This window comes from Cohnella cellulosilytica, assembly GCF_042431195.1.
GTDB classification, from domain to species: Bacteria; Bacillota; Bacilli; order Paenibacillales; family Paenibacillaceae; genus Cohnella; species Cohnella cellulosilytica.
Window position 1 is genome coordinate 1 of record NZ_JBHMDN010000025.1, and the last position, 24,204, is coordinate 24,204.

A 24,204-nucleotide genomic window follows, 5' to 3' on the forward strand; every position below is an offset into this window, starting at 1 on the left:
AGGAGATTTTTTTATGGATGGACAGGTAAAACAATTAACAATTACCATAATTAGTAACATATAGCTTGTCTTTTTTTATGTCAGGTTTTACGCATGGCTAGTGCGTCGGAAGTGCTTATCGGCCCGAAATCGTCACAGGGGCGAGGGTTAAGCTCGTCGGAAGTGCTTATCGGCCCGGAACCGACACAGGGGCGAGGGTTAAGCTCGCCGGAAGTGCTTATCGGTGGCTGATTATCTTGTTGACAGGTCTTATGAACGAGATTCGTTCTTGCTGGAAGCGTTGTGGGTTACGCATAGCTCTCCCGTGAGGGGACAACCGTTCGATCGATGAATAGGTACCGGGGTATGTATTTTTTTCCGCTACAATGTACGCCAGAAAGTGACGAGAAGCTTCGCAGCTTATTCCGATTACTTTCCGGGATCCCGAAGCGAGGTCATGAAGTCAGGAATGGTTAAACCCGTGACAGGGTAATTTCATGACCGTATGAGGCAGGCGCTTCGCTCTGCAGGAGATACATCCCCCTATTTCTACTTCGATCCTTCAAATGGTCTGACTTAGGAGACATTCCCCGCCGGTGCGAGACAGCCTCCAACCGTTCAGCACCTATCAAGCCTCATATGACAAATGCCATCGTTCTTGGTAAAATACGAAGTAAAGACAATGTCCGCTGCGAAACCTGCAAATTTCGGGCGAAGGGAACGGTTGGATAATGGCGAACGACAAAGTCAAAAACATGCTGGACACGATGTCCAGGAACGGCTGGAGAGTGACCGAGCAGAGAAAAACGCTGGCCGGCATTTTCGCGAACTACGACGGGTACCTGTCCCCCAAGGACGTCTACGATCAAATGGTCGTACACTATCCGAGCGTAAGCTTCGATACCGTCTACCGGAATCTCCGCATGCTGAGCGAGATGGGCGTTCTGGAGCATTTTTATTTTATGGAGGGCGGCTTGAAGTTCAGGGAGAACTGCATTTCCCACCACCACCACCATTTGATTTGCGTCAACTGCGAAAAAACGCTGCCCTTCGAGTATTGCCCGATGGAGCAAAACGTGAACCTGCCCGGAAACTACAAAGTTTTGCGGCACCGTTTTGAAGTATACGGACTTTGCGAGGAGTGCCAGCTTCAATAATATCGAACCCGCGAATGGCTCCGGCATGCGGTCTAAGACCATGTGCGACCGGGGCCTTTTTGCCCTCCCTTTCCCCGCCGATCCGCGGAATTTTCCTTTCTTTGTTCACGATTTCTCCAATTTCTTTTTGCGGCTTTGCCGGCTAGACGTTGACAGACCGGTCTGGAGGCGCTATGCTTTCTATATGCGTAATAATTACAAATAAATACGAACAAAGGAGGTGAGCGTAATGAGAGTGATCGTCACGCTGGCTTGCACGGAAACGGGAGACCGCAACTACATGACCTCGAAAAACAAAAGAACGCACCCCAACCGTCTGGAGCTCCGCAAATACAGTCCTCGTCTCAAGAAATATACGCTTCACCGGGAAACCCGTTAATTTCCCGCAAGCATGGCCGGGCGCGGCTCGGTCATCCTTGGAACGCTTTTTTTATGACCCCAAATCGTAATCGTTACGCATACGCCGGGAAATTTCCGGAGCGCAACGGCCGGGGGCATGACGGATGGAAGGGGGGAGACGCGGCTTATGCGAATGGTATCGCTGCGAAACGTAAATTTCGGTTACGGGGACGTTCCGTGCCTGGAGCAGGCGGACGTCGATATTTTCTCCGGAGAATTCGTGACAATCTCGGGTCAGAACGGGGCCGCCAAAACCACGATGCTTAAGCTGATGCTGGGGCTGCTGAAGCCTTGGAGCGGCACGGTGGAGTTGGCCCGGCGCAACGCCGAAGGGGGCAAGCTGGCGATCGGCTACGTTCCGCAGCAGATCGCCGCTTTTAACGGCGCGTTCCCGAGTACGGTTACGGAGTTTGTCCGTTCCGGCAGACATGCCAGAGGCTCGTGGCTGCGCAGGCTCGATCAGGAAGACCGCCGGATAACGGAGGATGCGATCCGGCAGGTAGGCATGTGGGAGTTTCGCCATCGCAAGATCGGCGAATTGTCCGGCGGGCAGAAGCAGAAGGTGTGCATCGCCAGAGCGCTTGCGCAGGAGCCGGATCTGCTCGTGCTGGACGAGCCGACGACCGGCATGGATCAGGAAAGCCGGCTCGGATTTTATCGTCTGCTCCAGGCCCAGGTCAAGGATTACGGCCGGACCGTGGTGATGGTCACGCACAACCTGTCGGAGATGACGGACTTTCTCGACCGCTGCATCACCTTGGAACGCAAAGAAGATGGAGGCTGGAAATGCTGCACTACGACTTCATGCAGCGGGCATTTTGCGCCGGTGGGATAATCGCGCTCATCGCTTCGGCGCTGGGCGTGTATCTGATGCTGCGCAGACAGGCTTTAATGGCGGATATGCTCTCGCACGTATCGCTGGCCGGCGTGGCTGCGGGAATTTATCTTCACGTTAACCCGACTTTGACGGGGTTTGCGACGGCCGTCGCGGGCGCGATCGCGGTGGAGTACGTAAGAAGAGCCTACAAAACCTACAGCGAGATGTCGGTCGCCATTATTATGGTCGGCGGGCTGTCCACCGCCGTTATTTTGATGAGTCTTGCCCGCGCGACGAACAAAAGCTTCACCTCTTACTTATTCGGTTCCGTCGTAGCCGTGAACCGGACCGAGCTGCTGCTCATGGGCGCGGTGGCATTGGTCGGAGGCGCGTTTTTTTATTTCATGCGCAGGCCGCTGTATCAGATGACGTTCGATGAGGAAACGGCGAAGACGAACGGCCTGCCGGTCAAGTGGATCTCGCTCGGCTTCAGCGTCATTACCGGAATGATCGTCGCGGCGAGCATTCCGATCGTCGGCGTGCTTCTCGTCTCTTCCCTTATTGTGCTTCCCGCGGCGCTGGCCATTCGGATCGCTCCCAGCTTCGCCGCGGCATTGGTCATCTCCATGGGCATCGGATTGACGGGCGTGTTTTCCGGCCTGGCGGCCTCTTATCAATTGAGCACGCCGCCGGGAGGGACGATCGCTTTCGTGCTGTTAATCCTGCTTATTGCGGGAATCGGAATAAGGAAAGCGACGCTAAAATTCAAGAAACTTCAATCTTAAATATCGGATTTTCGGGAGGAAATAAACGGTGAAAAAAGGGTTCAAGACATCGATGGTATTGGTAGCGGGATTGGCTTTGGCATTGGCGGGCTGCGGCAAGAACGACCAGCCGTCCGGCACGGCGTCCGGAAGCGCGGAGCCTTCGGGCAGCGCGGGCGCCGCGGAAGCCGCCAAGCTGAAAGTCGTCACAACTTTTTATCCCATGTACGAGTTCAGCAGGCAGGTGGGAGGGGAATACGCCGACGTGGTCGCGCTCGTCCCTCCCGGAACGGAGCCGCACGATTGGGAGCCATCGCCGCAGGACATGGTGAAAGTGAAGGAAGCCGATATTTTCGTATACAACGGTCTCGTGGAAGAATGGGTCGAAGACGCCCTGGCCAGCGCGGCCAACGACAAGCGGATCGTCGTGAAGGCGAGCGAAGGCATCGAGCTGATGGAAGGCCTGCCGCACGAACACGAGCACGGCCATGAACACGGAGAGGAAGACGAGCACGCGGACGAACACGAACACGCCGACGAGCATGCGGACGAACACGCAGACGAAGGCGAGCACGCCGACGAGCATGCGGATGAACATGCCGATGAGCACGACCACGAACACGAGCATGTGCTCGATCCGCACGTCTGGCTCGATCCGGTGCTGGCCCAACAGCAGGTCGCCGCGATTGTCGACGCGTTCGCGCAGGCCGATCCGGACCACAAGGACGACTACAAGAAAAACGCGGACGCTTATACGGCCAAGCTGCAGGAGCTGGACGAAGCGTTCAAGACGGAGCTGAGCGGCGCCAAGCGCCAGGAATTCGTGACGCAGCACGCGGCGTTCGGCTATCTCGCCAAGCGCTACGGACTTACGCAGCTTCCGATCTCGGGGCTTTCTCCCGACCAGGAGCCGTCCCCGAACGAAATGGCGGAAATCGTGGAATTCGCCAAGGAGCATCAGGTCAAGACGATCTTCTTCGAGACGCTGGTCGACCCGAAGGTGGCGCAGACGGTGGCCGACGAGCTCGGCGCGCGGACGGATGTGCTTAATCCGCTCGAAGGGCTGACGGAAGAGGAAATCGGCAACAACCTGGACTACATCGCGATTATGAAAAGCAACCTGGAAGCTCTGAAGAAGGCGCTGAACGAGTAGAATACCAGCCGCCGCAACAACGAACGATCCGCCGAATCGGCCGTCCGCACAGGAAGCCGGTTCGGCGTTCCCTTGCGCGATGGCGGACGGTTGCATAATCGAACGTTCTATTGTACAATTTAATCGTAATAATTACTTTTAAACAACAAAAAAGAAGCACATCCGCACAAGGCGAGGTGAAGAGGGTTGGACCCGTTTACGATCCGCAGACTCGAGAAGCTTTTGGATGGATATATCGATTTGAAGGTCCCTCGCGAGGTTCGTTCGTCCGTTCGCTTAAGGTATGAATGGGACGACAACCGGCTCACCTTGTCGGAGGAGCGCCCGGATTACGGCGGTCGACAGTGGACCCGCGCGGCAATCGCGCAATTCCGTCTCGAGCGCGGCATGTGGAGCGTCTATGCGCTGGACGACGGCGGCGGGTGGAGCCCGGTCTCGTCGATCGCGCCGTGTCCCGACTTCGAGAATCAGTTGGAGCGGGTAGAGCTGGACCGGGAGGGGGTCTTCTGGACTTCCCCGGCATTCATTAAGGAGTTTTTCGAGCATGAACAAAAATAAAGCAAACCTTCGCCTCCCCCGATCCAAAGGCATCGACATGGGCACCTATTACGAGGTGAAGGAATGCGCCAGGAAGGTCAAACGCATTGTTCTGCCGCCGGTGAACCGGCAAATCGTCGAGGAGTTTATAACGATTCTCGGCATGAAGGACAAATTCGAGCAATACGACGTGCCGATCCCCAACAAAGTCGTCATGTTCGGCCCGCCGGGCACCGGCAAGACGCTGACCGCCTTCTATATGGCAACCCGGCTCGAGCTGCCGTTGATTTTGGTTCGGCTCGACGCGATCATTCACAGCCATCTGGGAGAGACGGGGAGCAACATTCGCAAAATATTCGATTACGCCAAAGGCTCGCCCTGCGTGCTGTTTCTGGATGAGTTCGACGCGGTGGCCCGAACGCGGGAGAACAACGACGAAGTCAAGGAAATGGCCAGAGCCGTCAACACGCTGCTGCAGTGTTTGGACGAATTCGAAGGGGACAGCGTGTTCGTGGCCGCGACGAATTTGGAGGAGGAGCTGGATCATGCCGTCTGGCGCCGTTTCGATACGAAAATGACGTACGGCATGCCGGAGGAGGCCAGCCGCAACGAGTTCATTTCGCTGTTGATCGGAGATTTCGCGAGTCGGGGAACCGTCCATCAAGCGGCTTCGGAGCTGCTGAGCGGCTGCAGCTTCGCGGATATGGAACAAATCATTCTCAAAGCCAAGCGCAAAGCGATCATCGAAGACAGTCCGCTGCTGCAAGGGCATATTGAAACCGCCTTTACGGAATATAAGCCCAAAACGACCGGGAGCAGACAGAATGCTAAAGTTGGGGCGCCGTAAGAGAATCGCCAGAGGAGGAGCAGCCTATGATGAAAGCGACAGGCATCGTCCGCAAGGTCGACGAATTGGGGAGGATCGTCATTCCGATCGAATTGCGCCGCACGATGGGCATCGGAGAGAAGGACCCGATTGAAATCTTCGTGGACGGAGAGCGAATTATGCTTCGAAAGTATGAGCCCACATGCATCTTTACCGGAAGCACGGAGAACTTGGTTTATTTTCATGGGAAAATGGTGAGCCGGGATTGTATTGAAGAGCTTAAGCGACAATTTCCTGAATATTAATCGTAATAATTACTCATTGTGAATTCCGTGGTTGGCGGGCAAAAGCGATTATTCTTTCTCGACTCCCTATGCATCATTATGCTTTCCGGCAGGCAGGTGAAATCATTTGAACAGAGATGAGCTGCTGAACGAGATGCTCCAGCAAGGGTTTCGCATTACCGAACAAAGGAAGGCATTGGTCGATTTGGTTCTCAACTACAAACGTCCGTTCACCGCCATTGAGCTGTACCAGGAGATGGCGAAGACGTTTCGCGGCGTGAGCTACGGCACAATCTACAAAAATTTGAAAATCTTCGGCGCGATGCGGGTCATCGAAACCTTCGCGATGGCCAACGAAATCCGCTATCGCGTCATCGACCGGGCGCAGCCTCGGCTTCATTTTATTTGCATGGATTGCGAAAAAACGATCCCTGTCGATTTTAATCCGGCACAAGTCCAGCTTGCGCCGCCTTTGCGGTTTCATACGGTTAATTATCAACTCGACGTATTCGGATACTGCGCGGATTGCAGCGTTGCGGGAAACAAGAAGACGAGATGACCCCGGCCGATCCGACGATTTGCTTATGAAGGAGCGGAAAAAAGATGAGCGTATTGACGAAGGAAGAAGAGCGGAAAATCCCGGTTACGGTGCTGAGCGGTTATTTGGGCGCGGGTAAAACGACGATTTTGAACCATGTGCTCAATAACAGGGAAGGCCTGAAGGTAGCCGTTATCGTCAACGATCTGAGCGAGGTCAATATCGACGCCGAGCTCGTTCGGGACGGAGGCGGGCTTAGCCGCACGGACGAGAAGCTGGTGGAAATGTCGAACGGCTGCATCTGCTGCACGCTGCGAGACGACCTGCTGCAGGAGGTGGAGCGGCTGGCAAGGGAGAAACGGTTCGATTACATTCTGATCGAATCGACCGGGATCGGCGAGCCGCTGCCTGTCGCGCAAACGTTCACTTACGTCGACGAGGAGCAGGGCATCGATTTATCCCAGCTGACGCGCCTGGACTGCATGGTGACGGTGGTGGACGCCTATCACTTCTGGCAGGATTTCAATACCCGCGAGACGCTGCGAGACCGGAATCAGGATGCCGGAGAGGGCGATACGCGAGGCGTCGTGCATCTGCTGACCGATCAGGTCGAATTTTGCGACGTGCTGATCATCAACAAATGCGACATGGTCAGCGAAGACGAGCTCGAGAAATTGGAGACGGCGCTCAGAGGCCTGCAGCCGCGGGCGCGGATCATTCGCACGAGCCACGGCATAGTCGATCCCAAGGACATTCTCAATACGCATCTGTTCGATTTCGAAGAGGCAAGCCGCTCCGCCGGCTGGATTCAGGAGCTGCAGAAGGACCATCATACGCCGGAGACCGAGGAATACGGCATCTCTTCTTTCGTATACTTGCGCAAAATTCCGTTCCATCCGGAGCGGCTGCTGCGCTGGCTGGGCAGCTGGCCCAAGGAGGTCGTGCGGTCGAAGGGCATTATGTGGGTGGCCACCCGCAACAGCATGGCGATTTCGTTCAGCCAGGCCGGGGTATCCCGGCAGCTCTCTCCGGCGGGACTATGGGTGGCCGCGTTAACCGCTGAAGAGAAACGTCTGTACTTCGGCAGCGAGCATGATTTTCCCAAATCGCCCGATTGGGACGACGAGTGGGGAGACCGTGTGACCAAGCTGGTGATGATCGGCGTCGGTCTGGACCGGGAGAAAATTACGCGCAGCCTGGACGAAGCGCTGTTGACGGAAGCCGAGATGAGGAGCAACTGGCGTTTGTTCAACGACCCGCTGCCGAAATTTCAATAAAACGGATCAGGGACACGCGCCGCAGGCTGCCTCAACACCTGCGGCGCTCGCTTGTCCGGAGAGGGGGAGGCCTCGTGGCCCACGTCGTCGGCATCGACAACGAAACGGAAAAGGTGATCAGCGTTCATTCGCCGGAAAGCTGGCAGAGAAGGGAGACGGAACTGGCGAGCTGGCTGCGGCGAACCAAGCCGCGCAGGCGGGCCAAGCAAACGGCGCATTTGGGCAATATCGAGGTGGATGCCGAGCTTCTCGGCACGTTAACGCTGCTGAAGAGGATGAACGTCCAAACCGAGTTCTCCTGCGCCGGAGTCAGTCTTCTCGACGAGCCGGAGGATCATTCGCTGTACGCGTATATGACGCTGTTCGCATCGGAGCAGGCGGAGCAATTCGTCCATTTCGCGATGCGGCAAATGCGTCACCGGCTGCTGGTCACGTTCGAGGCCTCGCGCAGCCGGTACGACTTGTCTTCCTTCTACATCGGCCACAATCGTTCTTTCTGCCTGCTGCTGCAGCGGGCCGCCGAACGGTTTTATCAAAGAAAAGGGTGAAAAAATGACTTCAAACAAAATTCCGGTAACCGTACTGAGCGGGTATTTGGGCTCGGGAAAAACGACCGTGCTCAACCATGTGCTCAACCATCGGCACGGGCTGAAAATCGCCGTCATCGTCAACGACCTGAGCGAGGTCAATATCGACGCTTCGCTCATTAAAGAGGGAGGCGGACTGTCGCGAATCGACGAGAAGCTCGTGGAAATGTCCAACGGCTGCATCTGCTGCACGCTGCGCGAGGATTTGCTGGTCGAGGTGGAGAAGCTGGCCAAGGAGAATCGCTTCGACTATATTCTGATCGAATCGACGGGCGTGGGCGAGCCCGTGCCCGTCGCGCAGACGTTCTCCTATATGGACGAAGAGCAAGGGATCGATCTGTCGCAGCTGTGCCGGCTCGATTGCATGGTTACGGTCGTCGACGCTTACCGTTTCTGGCATGACTTCTCGTCCGGAGAATCGCTGCTGGAACGCAATCAGGCCGTAGGGGAGGACGATACGCGAGACGTTGTCGATCTGCTCATCGATCAGATCGAATTTTGCGACGTTCTGCTGCTGAATAAATGCGATATGCTGGCCGACGACGAGCTGGACGAGCTGGAGGGCGTGCTCCGCAAGCTGCAGCCGCGGGCCAAGCTGATTCGAACGGTCGACGGCAAGGTGGAGCCGCTGGATATTTTGAATACGGGGCTGTTCGATTTCGAAGAGGCCAGCCGCTCCGCGGGCTGGATCAAGGAGATGGAGACCCCCGTCCATACGCCGGAAACCGAAGAATACGGCATCTCCTCGTTCGTGTACGAGCGGGTTAAGCCGTTTCATCCGCAGCGTTTGATGGGGTGGATGGAGGAGTGGCCGGCCGAAATCGTTCGCGCCAAAGGGACGATCTGGCTGGCTTCCCGCAACGACATCGGCCAAAGCCTCAGCCAGGCCGGGCCGTCCATCCAGTTCGGGCCTGCGGGACATTGGCTCGCCGCGCTGCCGCGGGAGGAACGCGAAGCCCTTCTGAGCGAGGAGCCGGAAGCGGTCGAGAACTGGGACGACCGGTACGGAGACCGCATCAATAAAGTGGTGTTTATCGGCATCGACCTGGAACGGGAGCGGCTGATCGCGGAATTGGACGCTTGCTTGCTGACGGAGGGCGAGATGCTGCAGGATTGGAGCCGGCTCCCCGATCCTCTGCCGGGCGCCGAGCAAATGGGTTCGACAGGGGCTGTCCTCTAAGTAAACCAAGGCGTACCGAGAGATGATCGTTGGAATATTGTAAGTCGCATCTATCTCCTTCCGATGCTATACGATCCTGAAATTTTGAACCGGTAAACCCGTGAATGGGTCATTTCACCGGACTCTCGACATGGCGGCCATGTCCGTTCGTTTCGCCGCCCCGGCTTTCGCTTCGCTGTTGTCATCGGAGTAGTCAGGCGGCCGGACTTATGCGATACTTGATCCAGCAAGTCCGGGGAGGTAGATGACAATAGCCGGCAATCTCGATAAACGCGTAGTTTACGGCGACAATATTGAGATGGATCAGAGGGAAGACGGGTGTACGGTATTTACGATGAGGGACGCTACCGGCACGGGCGTCATGACGAGCTACGACGTATATCCCGGCATCAAGCTTATGTATAACGATTTTCGCATGAAAAGCTGCTTTTCCCGGTTTCGTCCGAAGGTGCCGATGCTGTTCATCAACCACTGCCGCGAAGGACGGATCGAATGCGAGGTTCGGGACGGCACGTACATGTATTTGGACGAAGAGGATTTGCAGATCAGCACGAGAAATCTTTCGGATCAGACGTTCGGATTTCCGTTGGACGAATATAAGGGCATTACGGTCGGTATCGCTCTGGACGAAGCGCAGCGGGAATCGCAGGCTTTGTTCGCTTCCTTTTCCATCGATCTGCCGACGCTGCGGGCCAAGTTTTGCAAGGAAGACCGTACCTTTCTGATGCGGACTACGGAGCCGATCCGGGACATTTTCGCGGATCTGTACGCGGCTTCGCGGGAGCTGCGAATTCCGTATTTTCGGATTAAAGTCATCGAGCTGCTGCTCGTTCTTGGCGCCGCGGACGTTCCCGAGAACGGGGAGAGCCGACCCTACTTCCCCAAGAAGCAGGTCGATACGGCGAAGCGGATTATGGAGTACATTCGCGATCATATGGACCGGCATATGACGCTGCAGGAATTGTCGGACCGCTTCCGGATTTCGCAGACGGCGATGAAGCTGGTCTTCAAGTCGATATACGGGCAGTCCGTCTACGCGTATTTGCGCCATTACAGAATCGAAAGGGCCGCCTGCTTGCTGCGGAACGGCAACGATTCCATTACCGTCGTGGCCGGCAAGGTCGGCTACAGCAATCCGAGCAAGTTCGCGGCGGCCTTCAAGGCGGTGAAAGGAATGCCGCCGGCTCAATATCAGAAAGAAGCTGTCCGAATGGAGCATATCGAAACGGAATGGAGCGGCTAAGCCGCTCTTTTTTTATGACAATAAACAAGTAATTGAGATTGATTATCAATTGGAAAATGGAGGACCGAACATGGAAACCGCATTGGCGAATCGCAAGTCCCCGCAGCACGGAAGGCGGAGTTGGAATACAAAGGATATTTTGATTACGGGAATGATCGGCGTCGTATTTGCGTTCGTATTGCTCGCTGTGACCTTCGCTTATTTCCCGCTTGCCGCCCTGCTGGGTCCGGCATTTTCGAGAATTACCGACGGTCTGTTTATGATTCCGGGCCTTATGTCGCTGTATCTCATTCGCAAGCCCGGCGCCGCTCTGGCGGCGCTGACGATCGGCGGCATCGTGATGCTGCCGTTCTCGCCTTACGGACTCATCGGCATCGTCTGGGCGGCCGCCGGCGGACTGGAATGCGAAGTGCCGTTCCTGGCGGCGCGGTACCGAAAATATTCGACGTCGTTCCTGATGCTCGGCGGCGCGGTCGCCACCCTGATCAGCACACTGCTGGAGTATCCGCTGTATGGACATGCGGCTTTGGCGCTCGGTGTTCAAATCACGATGCTCGCGGTGACCGTCTTGAGCGGGGCGCTCGGCGGGTTATTGTCCAAGCTGCTGGCGGACGCGATGCTGAAAGCGGGCTTTATGGCAGACTATCGCAGATCGTTCGCGGCGACCGACGGGAAGTGATGGACGTGATCGAGATGAGCGACGTCCGCTTTGCCTACGCGGGAACGAGCAAGCCTGTACTGGACGGCGTGCGGCTTAGAGTCGAGGCGAATGAAACGGCGCTGCTGCTCGGCGCGTCGGGAGCGGGAAAAAGCTCGCTCGCGCTGTGCCTGAACGGCCTGATTCCGGGCGGCATTCCCGGCGAATTCGGCGGAGTCGTCCGGGTGGCGGGGAAGGATACGGCCGCGGCGCCGATTGCGGAGCTGGCCGTGCAAGTCGGCCTTGTTTTTCAAGACCCGGAAGCGCAGCTGGTCACGATGAAGGTGGAGGACGAGGTCGCCTTCGGGTTGGAAAATATAGCGCTCGAGCCGGAGGAGATGGAGCGGAGAATCGAGGAAGCGCTGCGGCAGACGGGATTGTCGGAGTTCAGGCACAGCCGGATCGACAAGCTGTCCGGCGGGCAGAAGCAGCGGCTGGCGCTGGCTTCCGTATTGGCGATGCGGCCGAGCATTCTCGTTCTGGACGAACCTACGGCCAATCTGGACCCGGAAGGAACGCGGGAGCTGTTCGCGATTTTGCGCGAGCTGCGAGCGAGCGGCCGCTATACGATTCTCCTGATCGAGCACAAGCTCGACGAGCTTATGGAGATGACGGATCGCGTCCTCGTGCTCGGCCGCGGCGGCAGGATCGTGGCGGACGGTCCTCCGCGGGAAGTGTTTTACCGCCAATACGACGAGCTTGTCCAAGAAGGCGTATGGCTTCCTTATGCCGTTCAATTGGCCCATCGGCTGATCCGACGGGGAGTTCCGGTACCCGGAGCTCCGCTTACCGTGCGGGAAACCGTAAAAATGCTGGAGGCGGTTCGTTTGACGGAAGAGGTGCGGGAGCTCGTTCTCCATGCCGCAGTGGGACGGAAATCCGAATCCGCCGCCAATGCCGCCGTCGGCGCCGAAACCGGAGCCAATGCCGGTATCGACTCCGAGTCCGACGCCAATGCCGTCGCCAGCGCCGAACCCGAGATTATTCTGGAAATTAAACCGGCCGAATTTACGCGAGACAAAGACGCCGTGCTGAAGCCGATGCATTTGCGCGTGCCCAAGGGCGATTTTCTGGCCCTAGTCGGCCAGAACGGAGCGGGCAAGTCGACGCTGGCGCGCTATATGATCAAGCTGCTGCGGGCGGAACCGGGCGTGATCTACTTGCAAGGGCGCGATCTTGCGACATGGCCGGCGCAGCTTCTGGCGCGCGAGATCGGGTACGTGTTCCAGAATCCCGAGCACCAATTCGTGACGAATCGGGTATCCGACGAGCTGGCGTTCGGATTAAACAGCCTGGCGCTGGCCAAGGAGGAGGTCGACGCCCGGGTGGAGCGGATGCTGGAGCGATTCGGACTGGCGGCGTACGCCGATGCCAATCCTTTTCAGTTAAGCCACGGCGAGAAAAGGCGTCTTAGCACGGCTTCCATGCTCATTGGCGGGCAAAGGCTGCTGATCCTCGACGAGCCGACGTTCGGTCAGGACCAGCGCAACGCGCGGCAGCTGATGCGAACGATGAAGGAGCTGCAGGAGAGCGGCCATACGATCGTGATCATCTCGCACGACATGGGCCTGATCGCCGAGTATGCCGATCATGCCGCGGTGCTTAAGGCGGGCCGGCTGATCTTCCACGGCAGGACGCGGGAGCTGTTTGACCGGGAGGAGCTGCTGGCGGAAGCCGGCCTTGGCCTGCCGCCTTCCATAGAGCTCGAGCGGCGGCTGCGGGCGGTCTGCGTATGAGCTGCCTGCATCGTCTCAATCCGCTGGCCAAGCTGCTGGCGATCGGTCCGCCGGCGCTGTTTCTGGCTTTGACGACCAACGTTTGGACGCCGCTGCTGTATATCGCGCTGACGATCGGGGTTACGCTGACGCTGGGGAATATGCCGGCGTTGCGTTATTTTCGGGTATGCGCGCCAATGCTGCTTGTCGTGCTCGGATTCGTTCTCGTTTATCCGTTTCTGGTGAGCGGCCGGGTCAACGAAGGCTCGGAGCTGTGGCTGGATCTGGGATTCGCGAAGGTGTACGAGGCGGGTTTCCTGTTCGGGCTGGCTACCGGCTTGCGGCTGCTTGCCATGCTCGTTCTGTCGCTGTTATTCACTTTAACGACCGATACGACCGATTTTATTCGCGCGCTGATTCAGCAATGGAAAGTCAGCTACCGGTTCGGATTCGGCACATTGGCCGTGCTTCGGTTCGTTCCCCTGCTGAAAAGCCAGTTCCAGCTTGTCCGAATGGCGCACCAGGTTCGCGGTTATACGGGCAAAGGTTCCCGCAAAATCCTGGAGCGAACGCAAAGATACGCGCTGCCGCTTCTGTCCGTCTCCTTGCGTCACGCCGAGCGAATGGCCTATTCCATGGATTCGCGCGCCTTCGGGGCATATCGCAATCGCACCTATCTCCGGCGCTCTGCCATGGCGGGACGGGACTATTTCTTTATCGGCGCCTTCTGGATCGGGGCGGCTGCGGCGGCGCTCGTCCTGTCCCGCTTCGGCCTGCTCGGGAAGCTGTCCCTTCTCAAGACCTATCATTAGCGGCGGGCAGCCGCGGCACGAAATGGAGCGGCGAGAGACGCAGCATCCATTCCGGCAGGAGCCGTTATTCCTCGCGGCCGAGAAAGCGATAACCGATGCCGGGTTCCGTCACGATATATTTGGGACGCGTGGAATCCTCCTCCAGCTTCTTGCGCAGATGTCCGATATAGACGCGCAAATAGTGGCTGTCGGATTCGTCGTGCTGTTTGCCCCAGACCTGCTGCAGCAGCTGCCTCTGCGTTACCACTTTTCCCGCGTTCGAGGCGAGCGTTTTGAGCAGCTCGTATTCCGTCGGCGTCAGCTTGATTCTCTCCCCGTTCAGCTCGACGATGCGCTGAGCCAGATCGATCGTCAATCCGCCGTGCTTCAGCACGGGCTTGTTCCCGGACTTGGCGACGTGACGCAGCGCGACCCGGATTCGGGCGAGCAGCTCGCCCATTCCGAAAGGCTTGGTCACGTAATCGTCGGCCCCGCTGTCCAGCGCTTCGATTTTATTTTCCTCCCAGTCCTTTACCGTCAGCACGATGACCGGCGTCTTGGACCATTCGCGTATGCGGCGAAGCGCCTCGATGCCGGACATATCCGGCAAGCCCAGATCGAGCACGATCAGGTCGGGCAGGCAGGCGGCTGCCTGCCGCAAGCCTTCTTCGCCGTCGGCCGCTTCGTATATGGCATAGCGATGGGCTTGCAGAGTCACCTTCAACAGCTTGCGAATTTGCGGCTCGTCGTCGATGATCAGAATGCGCGCCCCGTCAGCTGGATGCGTCATTGCCATGTTCCTCTCCTTCTTGCGATCCGGGTCGATGACCGCTTTCGTCGACGATACAGAATTTGTAAGTTTCACCCTTATCTTTGTCTGTATCGTCTCCGACAAAAACGCGTTTGCCGTCCTAAGGACGCCGCAGGCGTTTTTGCTTGGGGCTGCCGTTCAGGGGCAGTCTGACGGTAATCGTCGTTCCTGCCGAAGCGTTGGCCCCGGCCGTAATCGTTCCCCCGTGAAGCTCCGCTATTCCTTTGCAGATCGCCAGTCCCAAGCCTGTGCCCGGAATGTGGCGGGTCGATCCGGCGCGATAAAACTTCTCGAATATTCGATCGTACTCCTCGTCCGTCAGGCGGATTCCGTTATCGGCGACGGCAATTTCCAGCCAATCGTTCTCCGTCTTGACCGACAGCGCGACGTCGCTGCCGTCCGGCGAATATTTGAACGCATTGCTCACGATATTCGCCAGCATCTGCTCCAGCAGAATCTCGTCGCCGACGATAAGGGGCGCCGGCTCGGAGATATGAACGCGGAGGCTGCGGCGCTGCTGGAATTCCTTTACGCGCGACAGCGCAATCCCCAGCAGATCCTCGATGTCGCACCAAGTTTTGTTCAGCCGCAGCATTCCGCTTTCCAGCCGGACCATGTGCAGCAGGTTGACGACCAGTCTGTTCATGCGCAGCGCTCCGTCGCGAATCGTATACAGCAGCTCCGTCCGATCCGCGGAGCTGAGCAGCTGCTCGCTCTCGATCAGACCGGTGGCCGCGCCGATAATGGCCGCCAAAGGAGTTCTCAGCTCATGGGACACGGAATCCAGCACGGCGGCGCGGAGCCGCTCCGATTCCGCGGTCAGATGGGCGATTTTCGCTTCTTCGGCCAGCTTTATACGGGCGACGGCGCCGGCGGCAAGCCCGCCTACGGCGTCCATCAATCGGCGCCGCTCTATCGTAAATTCCCCATCCTCGTCGCTGCGCCGTCTAAATTGGATGAGCCCGTAGCCGCGGTCTTCGCTCCGCAGGAGAACGTCATAACTCAGGGGACCGTCCGAGGCCGCCGCCTCGTCGTCCAGGCGAATCGAAGCTTCGATGCCCATGCTTGCGGAAATCTGTCTGGCAATCGTGGCGGACAAGTCGTCGATCGTCGACACGGCGCCCAATTGCTTGCTGAGCGCATAGAGTATCGCGGTGTGAGCCTCCCGCTGCTCGGCAAGATGGACCTGCTGCTTCAGCTTGACGGCCAGACCGGCCGTCAATCCGGCCACGAGCAGGAAGACGCCGAAAGAGATCAAGTATCGCAAGTCGGCCACGGAGAAGCTGAGGACGGGCGGGATAAAAAAAAGATCGAACGACAATACGCCCAACACCGCCGCATAATAAGCGGGCCTCAGTCCCCAGCGCACCGAACTGAGCAGCACCGGCAGCAAATACAGCAGCACGATATTGTCCAGATCGAAGACGAGCCCGAACCGATGCAGGAAATAAGTCATCGCCGCAATCAACGCGGCGATGAAGACATAGATCCGGACGGACGTCCATAACGATTGCGGACCGCACATTTTCTCCCCCTCCGTTCTCCTCTAGGTTACTGTAAAAAAGAGATCAAATAAACCGTTTGCAGGTGTAAAAATCGCATAAAAACGATTTACAGCGCATCGCGGCGAGAGTATGATTCAGAGCGAACGGAGGAACGGACGGCGTGACGACCGCTTGTGTGAGAGCAGGCGGGCGTCACGATCGGCCCCCTGCCGTCGATGAGCAGCAGGAGGAGGCGGGACGACTCTCACCGTCCGAAATCCGCAGCTGCAAGCCAAGTTTCATTTTTAGTACGTTCGCTGAATCCTATGCAGTTTTGGGAGCGGGGGAACCAACGGAGGCCGGAACGCAGGCCTCATGGGGTGAATCGCCGGATGTTCCGGCGTAGGGCGACTCTTACGCCCGAATCCGTCAGCTAACCTCGTAAGCGTCTGAAGAGAGGCAACGATTGTCACGGCCGGACACGGTTTGTTTTTCCGTGCTGAGGAGCTGACGAAAGGGACCTCTTTTTCGCAGCTCTTTTTTTGTTGCCCGCGAACAAGGTGGAGGAGAGGGTATGACATCCCGCGAGGATTGGATTGTAGTATACCCGGGAAATGACGCCGGGGAACAATTTATCGAGTCGTTGATTCGGGAACGCTTGCCCTTTGCGGCCGCAGCCGTCAACGAAGGGCAGAGGGCGAGACTGGCGAGATCGGGAGTGCCTTGTTTGAGCGAGGCGGTCGACGCGGCGCTCCCGCGCTCGCGCATACCGGAGCTGCCGATCGGCAGGGTTTATTTGTTCGAGGACGGCCTTCCTGCATGCTGCCGGCTCATCCGGCTGTTCCGTTCATGGACGGGAAGACCGATTTACGTCATTACGCAGGGGAGCAACTTCCGAGCGATTTACAGGGAGATCGGCGCCGATTACGTGATTCATACGAACGGCAGCGACGTTTCTTTTTTGATCCCGCATGAAAACCATATCGGATAACGGGGGGAACGGTATAAATGGACATCGGAATGGCGGCGCTGACGGCGGCGTTAACGATAGCAATGCTTGGACTTCTCTCGTGGGCGGGGCGCGTCGTCGGGGAAGAAAGCGCGAAAAAATGACGGAGCTAATAAAAAGGAGCTATTTACGATGAGCGAATGGGTATCCATTGTCACGACGCTGCTGCTCGCGGGATTGCTGGCCCGCCCGGCCGGCCTGTATCTGGTCAAGGCGTTCGGCGCGGAGCCGACCGGGCTGGACAGATGGTTCGGTCCGGCGGAGAAGCTGCTTTACCGCGTCGGGGGCGTCAGGCAGGAGTCACAGACCTGGAAAAAATACGCCGCTTCCGCGCTAATCGTCAACGGTGCGATGATCTTGCTGGTTTACGTTGTTTTCCGCACGCAGAGCGGCTTGCCATTGAATCCGGGCGGCATCGGCAGCATGGAGCCGACGCTGGCCTTCCATACGGCGGTCAGCTTTATGACCAACACGAATCTGCAGCATTACGGCGGCGAGAGCGGTCTGTCGTATTTGTCGCAGATGATCGGAATCGTATTTATGATGTTTACCGCGTCGGGGACCGGACTTGCCGTCGTCATGGCTTTTATGCGGGCGTTGTCCGGCAGGCCGATCGGCAGCTTCCATGTCGACTTGATCCGTTCCGTTACGAGGGTTCTGCTCCCGATCTCTATCGCGGCGGCCGTGATCTTCGTCGCGTTGGGGGTGCCGCAGACGTTGGAGCCGGCCGCGGCCGCGCAGACGCTGCAGGGAGGAGAGCAGGCGATCGCCCGCGGTCCGATGGCCTCCTTCTTGTCGATCAAGGAGCTGGGCAATAACGGCGGAGGCTTCATGGGCGTCAATTCCGCGCATCCGTTCGAAAACCCGGGCGCGATCAGCAATCTGCTGCAGATCGTCCTGATGCTGCTGCTCCCCACGTCGCTGCCGTTCGCTTACGGCCGGATGGTCGGCAATGCTAAGCAGGGCCGCGTATTATTCGCCTCGATGGCGATACTGTTCATCGCGATGCTGGGCATCTCGCTCGCCGCCGAGCACGCGGGCAATCCGGCGCTGAACGCACTCGGTCTTCAGCAGGGGCAGGGCAGCATGGAGGGCAAGGAAACGCGCTTCGGCATCGCGCAGTCCGCGCTGTATTCCGTCGTCACGACCGCATCGGAGACGGGCGCCGTCAACGCGATGCACGATTCGCTGACGCCGATCGGCGGGCTGGCGACGATCGCCAATATGATGCTCAATACGGTATTCGGCGGTGTCGGAGCGGGCTTCATGAACGTGCTGATGTACGCGATGATCGGCGTTTTCCTGTCGGGATTGATGGTCGGGCGAACGCCCGAGTTTCTCGGCAAGAAGCTGGAGGGCAAGGAGATGAAGCTGATCGCGCTGACGCTGCTCGTTCCGCCGTTTCTTATACTGGTCCCGACGGCCGTCGCCCTAATCGCTTATCCCGGCACGCTGTCCAATCCGGGCTTTCACGGATTGACCCAGGCGCTGTACGAATATACGTCGTCCGCCAGCAACAACGGCTCGGGATTCGAAGGACTGGACGATAATACGCCGTTTTGGAACATTTCCACGGGACTTGTCATGTACGTCGGCCGTTATTTCCCGATCGTGACGCTGCTGGCGGTTGCCGGTTCGCTGGGGGCGAAGAAGCCGGTGCCGGAGACGAGCGGCACGTTCCGCACGGATACCGGACTGTTCGCGGCGGTATTGCTCGGCGCGGTGCTTATCGTCGGCGCGCTTACCTTCTTTCCGAGCCTTGTACTCGGACCGATCGCCGAACAATTGACGCTAAAGCCTTAGCTGCTTTCTGGAGAGGAGAGACCTGCAATGCATGGAACGAAAGCCTTACTGAACGGAGAGATCTTGCGGCAAGCGCTCAAGGAGTCCGTACTGAAGCTTGATCCGCGGGTCATGATCCGCAATCCGATCATGTTCGTGGTGGAAATCGGTTTTGTCGCGACGCTGCCGCTCGCATGGATGCCGGATGCCTTCGGCGGCGGATCGCCGGTCTGGTTCAATATCGCGGTGTCGATCGTTTTGCTGGTCACCGTGCTGTTCGCCAACTTTGCCGAGGCTTTGGCCGAAGGAAGAGGCAAGGCGCAGGCCGACTCGCTAAAGCGGTCGAAAAAGGAGACCACCGCGTATAAAGTAACGGGAGGCGCCGTCAAGCAGGTGCCGTCGACCGAGCTGCGCAAGGGCGATATCGTCGTTGTCGGGCAGGGCCAGTGGATTCCCGGCGACGGCGAGGTGATCGAAGGACTCGCCTCGGTGGACGAATCGGCGATCACCGGGGAATCGGCGCCGGTCATCAAGGAGGCGGGCGGAGATTTCAACTCGGTGACGGGGGGAACGAGGGTGCTCAGCGACCGAATTAAGGTGCGCATTACGAGCGATCCCGGAGAATCGTTCCTCGATCGGATGATCTCACTCGTGGAGGGCGCGAAGCGGCAAAAAACGCCTAACGAGATCGCGCTCGGCACGGTGCTGACCAGTCTGACGCTGATCTTCATGATTGTTGTCGTCACGCTGCCGTTTTACGGCCGCTATTTGAACGTGGAGCTGGAAGTTCCGGTATTGATCGCTCTGCTCGTCTGCCTCATTCCGACGACGATCGGCGGGCTGCTGTCGGCCATCGGCATTGCCGGGATGGACCGGGTGACCCGGTTCAACGTTCTGGCGATGTCGGGCAAGGCGGTGGAGGCCGCGGGCGATATCAATACGATCATTCTGGACAAAACGGGCACGATTACGTACGGAAACCGGATGGCGAGCGAGTTCATTCCCGTCGGCGGAGCGACGGAGGAAGAGACGGCGTTGTGGGCGGTCGTCGGCTCGCTGAAGGACGAAACTCCGGAAGGACGTTCGATTCTGGAATTGGCGAGCAGAAAAAATTGGACCCGCGACGAGAGGCTGACGGAGGAGGGAAGCTTCGTCGAGTTCAAAGCCGAGACGCGCATGAGCGGCGTGGATTTGAAGGACGGCCGCAAGGTGCGCAAGGGCGCGGTCGACGCGATTCGGAAATGGGCGATTGCGCAGGGCGGGACCGTTCCCGCCGACCTGCAAGCCCGCGGAGACCAGGTCGCGTCTGCGGGCGGCACTCCGCTTGCGGTAGCTGTGGACGATCGAATTTACGGCATCGTTTATTTGAAGGATACGGTCAAGCCGGGCATGCGCGAGCGCTTCGAGCAGCTGCGGCGAATGGGCATCAGGACGATTATGTGCACGGGAGACAACCCGCTGACCGCCGCCACGATCGCGAACGAGGCCGGCGTCGACGATTATATCGCGGAGAGCAAGCCGGAGGACAAGATCGCGGTCATTCGCCGCGAGCAGGCCGAGGGCAAGCTGGTCGCGATGACCGGCGACGGCACGAACGACGCGCCGGCGCTGGCGCAGGCGGACGTGGGCATCGCGATGAACAGCGGCACGGCCGCGGCGAAGGAAGCAGCCAATATGGTTGATCTGGATTCCGATCCGTCCAAAATCATCGAAGTGATCGCGATCGGCAAGCAGCTGCTGATGACGCGCGGCGCGTTGACGACGTTCAGCATCGCGAACGATATCGCCAAATATTTCGCGATTGTTCCGGCGATGTTTATGACGGCCATTCCGCAGATGGAGGCGTTAAACGTCATGCGGCTGCATTCGCCGCTGTCCGCGATTTTGTCGGCGCTTATCTTCAATGCGGTCATTATTCCGCTGCTCATCCCGCTTGCGATGAAGGGCGTGGCCTACAAGCCGCTCAGCACCGCCAGGCTGCTTCGACGGAACCTGCTGGTGTATGGAGGAGGAGGTGTCCTCGTTCCTTTCGCCGGCATTAAAGTCATCGATTGGCTCGTAGGTCTGTGGATATAAAAATTCGGAAGCGGGAAAGGAACGAGACGCATGCGAACAACGATTCTGACGAGTTTGCGAACCAGCCTGGTTCTGATGCTGGTCTGCGGCTTGCTGTATAATCTGGTCCTTACCGGAGCGGCGCAAGCGTTAATGCCGGGGCGGGCGGACGGCAGCCTGATCTACAACGGGCGGGGAGAGGCGATCGGCTCGGAGCTGATCGGACAGAGCTTTACCGATCCGGGGCTGTTCCACGGACGCGTATCGAGCATCGGCTACGACGCCGGCGGCTCGGGAACGCCGAACTACGCTCCCTCCAATCCGGATTTGATCGCCCGCGTGCGGCAGGCCGCCCGGGATTGGCGAACGAACAATCCGGACGTTCCGCTCGGCGAAGTTCCGCTCGACCTGCTGACGAACTCCGGATCGGGCCTCGATCCGCACATCAGCCCGGAAGCGGCCGCGGCGCAAATTCCGCGGATCGCCGGGGCTGCCGGCCTTGACCCAGAACGCCTGCAAGCTCTCGTGGATGAGCATACCTCCCCCAGAGCGCTCGGAATATTCGGCGAACGGACGGTTAACGTATTACGGCTGAATCTCGCGTTGCGGCAGCTGACCGCTTCGCAGTGAACGGCCGCGATGGAGCCGACTTGGAGGTGATGAGGCTGCGAAGCGCATGGGAGGAGGCCATTTCATGGAACCGTTCAAACGCAAGTCGCCCGAGGAAATCCTCGCGTCGATCGCAAAGCTGCATCGCGGCCGCTTGAAAATACTTGTCGGCGCGGCCAGCGGCTCCGGCAAAACGTACCATATGCTGCAGGAAGGCTGCGCGCTGAAGCGGCAAGGGCGGGATGTCGTGATCTGCGCCGTATCCACGATGCAAAGGCTGGAGACGGTTCGGCAGCTCGGCGATCTGGAACGGGTGCCGAGCATTCATTGGTTCGAGAACGGCGAGGAGCGGAAGGATCTCGATCTGGACCGGCTGCTGGAGCGCGATCCGGAGGTCGTGCTGGCGGACGGTCTCGCCCACCGCAACCGGGAAGGCGCCCGGTTCCCGACCCGGCTCGAGGATATTCAATGGCTGCTGGACCGAGGCATCAGCGTCATTACGACAATTAATATTTACGAGCTCGAGGACGCGGCCGAATTGGCGCGCAAGTGGACCGGAATGGCGAAGGTGGATACCGTGCCGGCGCATACGCTGGAGCTGGCCGACGAAGTGCGGTTGATCGACGTGGCGCCGGAGACGATCCTGGAGCGAATGACGGAGGATCGGCTTCATCGTCGGCCGCCATCCTGGTTTAAGCGGGGCAATCTGGCCAAGCTGAGAGAGCTGGCTCTGCGCCATGTCGCCGAGGGCGTCAACGAAACGTTGGAGAAGCATCGGGAGGAGCAAGGGTTGACGGGGACGTCCGGCATTGCCGAGAGAATACTCATCTCCGTACAGTATCATTGGAACGGCTCGATCTACGTGCGCCGCGGGCATCAGGTGGCCAAGAGGCTGGGCGGGGATTTCCACGTCGTGTCCTTTATTCGATCCGGCAAGCCGCTGTCGAAGGAGGCCGAGGCATTCCGCGATTCCATCGGGCAGTTGACCCGCAAGCTCGGCGGAACGTTCCGGGAGCTTCCGTTCCATTCCCGCAGGCAGCTGTCCGGCAAGCTGATCCGCTATGCCGAAGAGAATAAAATCACCCGAATCGTGATGGGCCATTCGCGGCATACCGGCTGGCAGGAGCTCTGGAAAGGGTCCGTGGCGAACAGGCTGCTGCGCAGCGTTCGAAATATCGATCTGCTGTTCGTGGCCGATCGCGCCGAACGGGAGGGGGAGCGCATTTTGCCGGCGCGCAACCGGAACGGGAACGGGCAGGACCGTTTCCGTCGTTTGACCGAATCCGAGCTCGAAGAGAAGATCGGCCGTATTCGCGGCGGCAAATTCAAGGTGTACGTCGGCGCCGCTCCCGGCGTCGGCAAAACCTATACGATGCTGCGGGAAGGCAACGATCTGCTGAAAAAAGGCATCGACGTCGTCATCGGTTTGCTGGAAACGCACGGCCGCGCGGAAACGCAGGAGCAGGTCGGCGAGCTGCGGCTGATCCCCCGGCTGCGGCGCGGCTATCGCGGGGCGGAGCTGGAAGAAATGGATGTGGACGCGATTGTAAGGTGCAATCCCGAGGTCGTGCTGGTCGACGAGCTGGCGCACACGAACATCCCGGGCAGCAGCCGCAAAAAGCGGTACGAGGACGTCCTGGCTCTGCTCAAGGCCGGCATTTCCGTTATCTCGACGATGAACGTGCAGCATCTGGAAAGCCTGAACGACGCGGTCGAGCAGATCACCGGCGTTCGCGTGCGGGAGACGGTGCCGGATTATGCGCTGCGGCTGGCGGACGAGGTGCAGCTGATCGACGTCGCGCCCAAGGCGCTGCAGGAACGGATGCTGGCGGGCAAAGTGTATGCCGCGGACAAAGTGAACGAAGCGCTGAGCCGGTTTTTCCGAATCGGCAACCTCATCGCGCTGCGCGAGCTGGCTCTGCGGGAAATCGCGGACGACGTGGACGAACGTCTCGAAGCGTGGGATCGGCGGGAGTCGTTGAGGGGACCGTGGCGCAGGGAGGAGACGATCTTTGTCGGCGTTACTCCGAGTCCGCGCGCGGAACGGCTCATCCGCCGCGGTTTCCGGATCGCCTTCCGTCTGAAGGCGGAGTGGACCGTCGCTTACGTCCATGAAGGCGCTTCGATGAGCGAGGAGGTTGCGGCCAGGGTGGAGCAGCTTCGGCAGCTTGCTTCGAGGCTTGGCGGGACGTTCGATTTGCGGATCAAGCCCGCCTCGCGTTCCGTCGCCGACGTATTGCTGGAGCGCGCGGAAGCAAGCCGCGCAACGCAATTGATCCTGGGCCAATCCGCGCCGAAGGGCTGCAAGCTGCGGAGCGGACGGGCCGTCGTCCCGACGATCCTCGCCCGCGCCCGTCATCTCGACGTGCTGGTTGTGGCCGATTCCCCCAACCGGTGACGACCGGCCTGTTTTTTTCGCTTCGCGTATGGCCGTTTTTCTTGCTATGATGAGAAGGCAAGCTTAATAGCCGCGCGTGTTCGTTGTTGTTCGGCTAGGGAAGGGGACGGGG

General features: G+C 58.7%; 23 protein-coding genes and 1 riboswitch. Of the genes, 21 read left to right on the plus strand and 2 right to left on the minus strand.

Annotation, left to right across the window (positions count from 1 at the left end):
- Positions 1-710 precede the first annotated feature (710 nt).
- From ACFFT4_RS18610 to ACFFT4_RS18685, 16 genes are all read left to right on the plus strand, one after another.
- Positions 711-1,136 (plus strand): Fur family transcriptional regulator, encoded by a 426-nt coding sequence (locus tag ACFFT4_RS18610; RefSeq protein WP_378050194.1) that lies wholly within the window; start codon positions 711-713, stop codon positions 1,134-1,136.
- 229 nt (positions 1,137-1,365) lie between these two features.
- Complete coding sequence (rpmG, locus tag ACFFT4_RS18615) at positions 1,366-1,515, plus strand: 50S ribosomal protein L33 (RefSeq protein WP_378050196.1); 150 nt, start codon at positions 1,366-1,368, stop codon at positions 1,513-1,515.
- 147 nt (positions 1,516-1,662) lie between these two features.
- Positions 1,663-2,370 carry a metal ABC transporter ATP-binding protein gene (locus tag ACFFT4_RS18620; RefSeq protein ID WP_378050198.1) on the plus strand — a complete coding sequence of 236 codons (708 nt, stop codon included), beginning with the start codon at positions 1,663-1,665 and terminating at the stop codon, positions 2,368-2,370.
- A complete protein-coding gene (locus ACFFT4_RS18625) occupies positions 2,316-3,137 on the plus strand; it encodes a metal ABC transporter permease (RefSeq protein WP_378050393.1) in 822 nt (273 codons plus the stop codon). The genes ACFFT4_RS18620 and ACFFT4_RS18625 overlap by 55 nt, the downstream gene beginning before the upstream one ends.
- A 28-nt stretch (positions 3,138-3,165) precedes the next feature.
- The gene (locus ACFFT4_RS18630; RefSeq protein WP_378050200.1) at positions 3,166-4,269 is read left to right on the plus strand and encodes a metal ABC transporter substrate-binding protein; all 1,104 of its coding nucleotides are present in this window, start codon (positions 3,166-3,168) and stop codon (positions 4,267-4,269) included.
- A gap of 186 nt (positions 4,270-4,455) precedes the next feature.
- Entirely contained in the window at positions 4,456-4,827 is a 372-nt protein-coding gene (locus ACFFT4_RS18635) for a DUF3024 domain-containing protein (RefSeq protein ID WP_378050202.1), read from the plus strand.
- Complete coding sequence (locus tag ACFFT4_RS18640) at positions 4,814-5,653, plus strand: AAA family ATPase (protein WP_378050204.1); 840 nt, start codon at positions 4,814-4,816, stop codon at positions 5,651-5,653. Before ACFFT4_RS18635 ends, ACFFT4_RS18640 begins: the two co-directional genes overlap by 14 nt.
- A 26-nt stretch (positions 5,654-5,679) precedes the next feature.
- Complete coding sequence (locus tag ACFFT4_RS18645) at positions 5,680-5,937, plus strand: AbrB/MazE/SpoVT family DNA-binding domain-containing protein (protein ID WP_378050207.1); 258 nt, start codon at positions 5,680-5,682, stop codon at positions 5,935-5,937.
- A gap of 106 nt (positions 5,938-6,043) precedes the next feature.
- Positions 6,044-6,475: a Fur family transcriptional regulator gene (locus tag ACFFT4_RS18650; RefSeq protein WP_378050209.1), complete on the plus strand. Its 432-nt coding sequence runs from the start codon at positions 6,044-6,046 to the stop codon at positions 6,473-6,475.
- Between the two features lie 44 nt (positions 6,476-6,519).
- Positions 6,520-7,731, plus strand: a complete 1,212-nt coding sequence (locus ACFFT4_RS18655) for a GTP-binding protein (protein WP_378050211.1) — start codon at positions 6,520-6,522, stop codon at positions 7,729-7,731.
- 74 nt (positions 7,732-7,805) lie between these two features.
- On the plus strand, positions 7,806-8,279 hold the full coding sequence (locus ACFFT4_RS18660; protein WP_378050213.1) for a hypothetical protein: 474 nt from the start codon (positions 7,806-7,808) through the stop codon (positions 8,277-8,279).
- 4 nt (positions 8,280-8,283) lie between these two features.
- The gene (locus ACFFT4_RS18665; RefSeq protein ID WP_378050215.1) at positions 8,284-9,498 is read left to right on the plus strand and encodes a GTP-binding protein; all 1,215 of its coding nucleotides are present in this window, start codon (positions 8,284-8,286) and stop codon (positions 9,496-9,498) included.
- A 244-nt stretch (positions 9,499-9,742) separates the two neighbouring features.
- On the plus strand, positions 9,743-10,741 hold the full coding sequence (locus ACFFT4_RS18670; RefSeq protein ID WP_378050217.1) for a helix-turn-helix domain-containing protein: 999 nt from the start codon (positions 9,743-9,745) through the stop codon (positions 10,739-10,741).
- Between the two features lie 70 nt (positions 10,742-10,811).
- Positions 10,812-11,420 carry an ECF transporter S component gene (locus ACFFT4_RS18675; protein WP_378050219.1) on the plus strand — a complete coding sequence of 203 codons (609 nt, stop codon included), beginning with the start codon at positions 10,812-10,814 and terminating at the stop codon, positions 11,418-11,420.
- A 14-nt stretch (positions 11,421-11,434) separates the two neighbouring features.
- The gene (locus ACFFT4_RS18680) at positions 11,435-13,174 is read left to right on the plus strand and encodes an ABC transporter ATP-binding protein (protein ID WP_378050395.1); all 1,740 of its coding nucleotides are present in this window, start codon (positions 11,435-11,437) and stop codon (positions 13,172-13,174) included.
- Positions 13,171-13,965 (plus strand): energy-coupling factor transporter transmembrane component T family protein, encoded by a 795-nt coding sequence (locus ACFFT4_RS18685; RefSeq protein ID WP_378050221.1) that lies wholly within the window; start codon positions 13,171-13,173, stop codon positions 13,963-13,965. The genes ACFFT4_RS18680 and ACFFT4_RS18685 overlap by 4 nt, the downstream gene beginning before the upstream one ends.
- 64 nt (positions 13,966-14,029) lie before the next feature.
- Here the strand turns inward: ACFFT4_RS18685 and ACFFT4_RS18690 are convergent, their stop codons facing one another.
- Together ACFFT4_RS18690 and ACFFT4_RS18695 are read right to left on the minus strand one after the other, a co-directional pair.
- Entirely contained in the window at positions 14,030-14,734 is a 705-nt protein-coding gene (locus tag ACFFT4_RS18690) for a response regulator (RefSeq protein WP_378050223.1), read from the minus strand.
- Positions 14,735-14,855: 121 nt separating this feature from the next.
- Positions 14,856-16,280, minus strand: a complete 1,425-nt coding sequence (locus ACFFT4_RS18695) for a sensor histidine kinase (protein ID WP_378050225.1) — start codon at positions 16,278-16,280, stop codon at positions 14,856-14,858.
- Between the two features lie 264 nt (positions 16,281-16,544).
- Positions 16,545-16,703: riboswitch (cyclic di-AMP (ydaO/yuaA leader) on the plus strand.
- 110 nt (positions 16,704-16,813) lie between these two features.
- On the opposite strand from ACFFT4_RS18695, the gene ACFFT4_RS18700 reads away from it, so the two are divergent.
- The 5 genes from ACFFT4_RS18700 to ACFFT4_RS18720 all read left to right on the plus strand — a co-directional run bounded on the left by ACFFT4_RS18700 (position 16,814) and on the right by ACFFT4_RS18720 (position 24,092).
- Positions 16,814-17,230, plus strand: coding sequence for a hypothetical protein (locus ACFFT4_RS18700; protein WP_378050227.1), 417 nt, complete (start codon positions 16,814-16,816; stop codon positions 17,228-17,230).
- A gap of 150 nt (positions 17,231-17,380) precedes the next feature.
- Positions 17,381-19,051: a potassium-transporting ATPase subunit KdpA gene (gene kdpA, locus ACFFT4_RS18705; protein WP_378050229.1), complete on the plus strand. Its 1,671-nt coding sequence runs from the start codon at positions 17,381-17,383 to the stop codon at positions 19,049-19,051.
- A 27-nt stretch (positions 19,052-19,078) separates the two neighbouring features.
- Positions 19,079-21,106, plus strand: coding sequence for a potassium-transporting ATPase subunit KdpB (kdpB, locus tag ACFFT4_RS18710; protein WP_378050231.1), 2,028 nt, complete (start codon positions 19,079-19,081; stop codon positions 21,104-21,106).
- A gap of 30 nt (positions 21,107-21,136) precedes the next feature.
- Entirely contained in the window at positions 21,137-21,715 is a 579-nt protein-coding gene (kdpC, locus tag ACFFT4_RS18715; protein ID WP_378050233.1) for a potassium-transporting ATPase subunit KdpC, read from the plus strand.
- A gap of 64 nt (positions 21,716-21,779) precedes the next feature.
- Positions 21,780-24,092, plus strand: a complete 2,313-nt coding sequence (locus ACFFT4_RS18720; protein ID WP_378050235.1) for a histidine kinase — start codon at positions 21,780-21,782, stop codon at positions 24,090-24,092.
- The last annotated feature ends 112 nt before the right edge of the window (positions 24,093-24,204 follow it).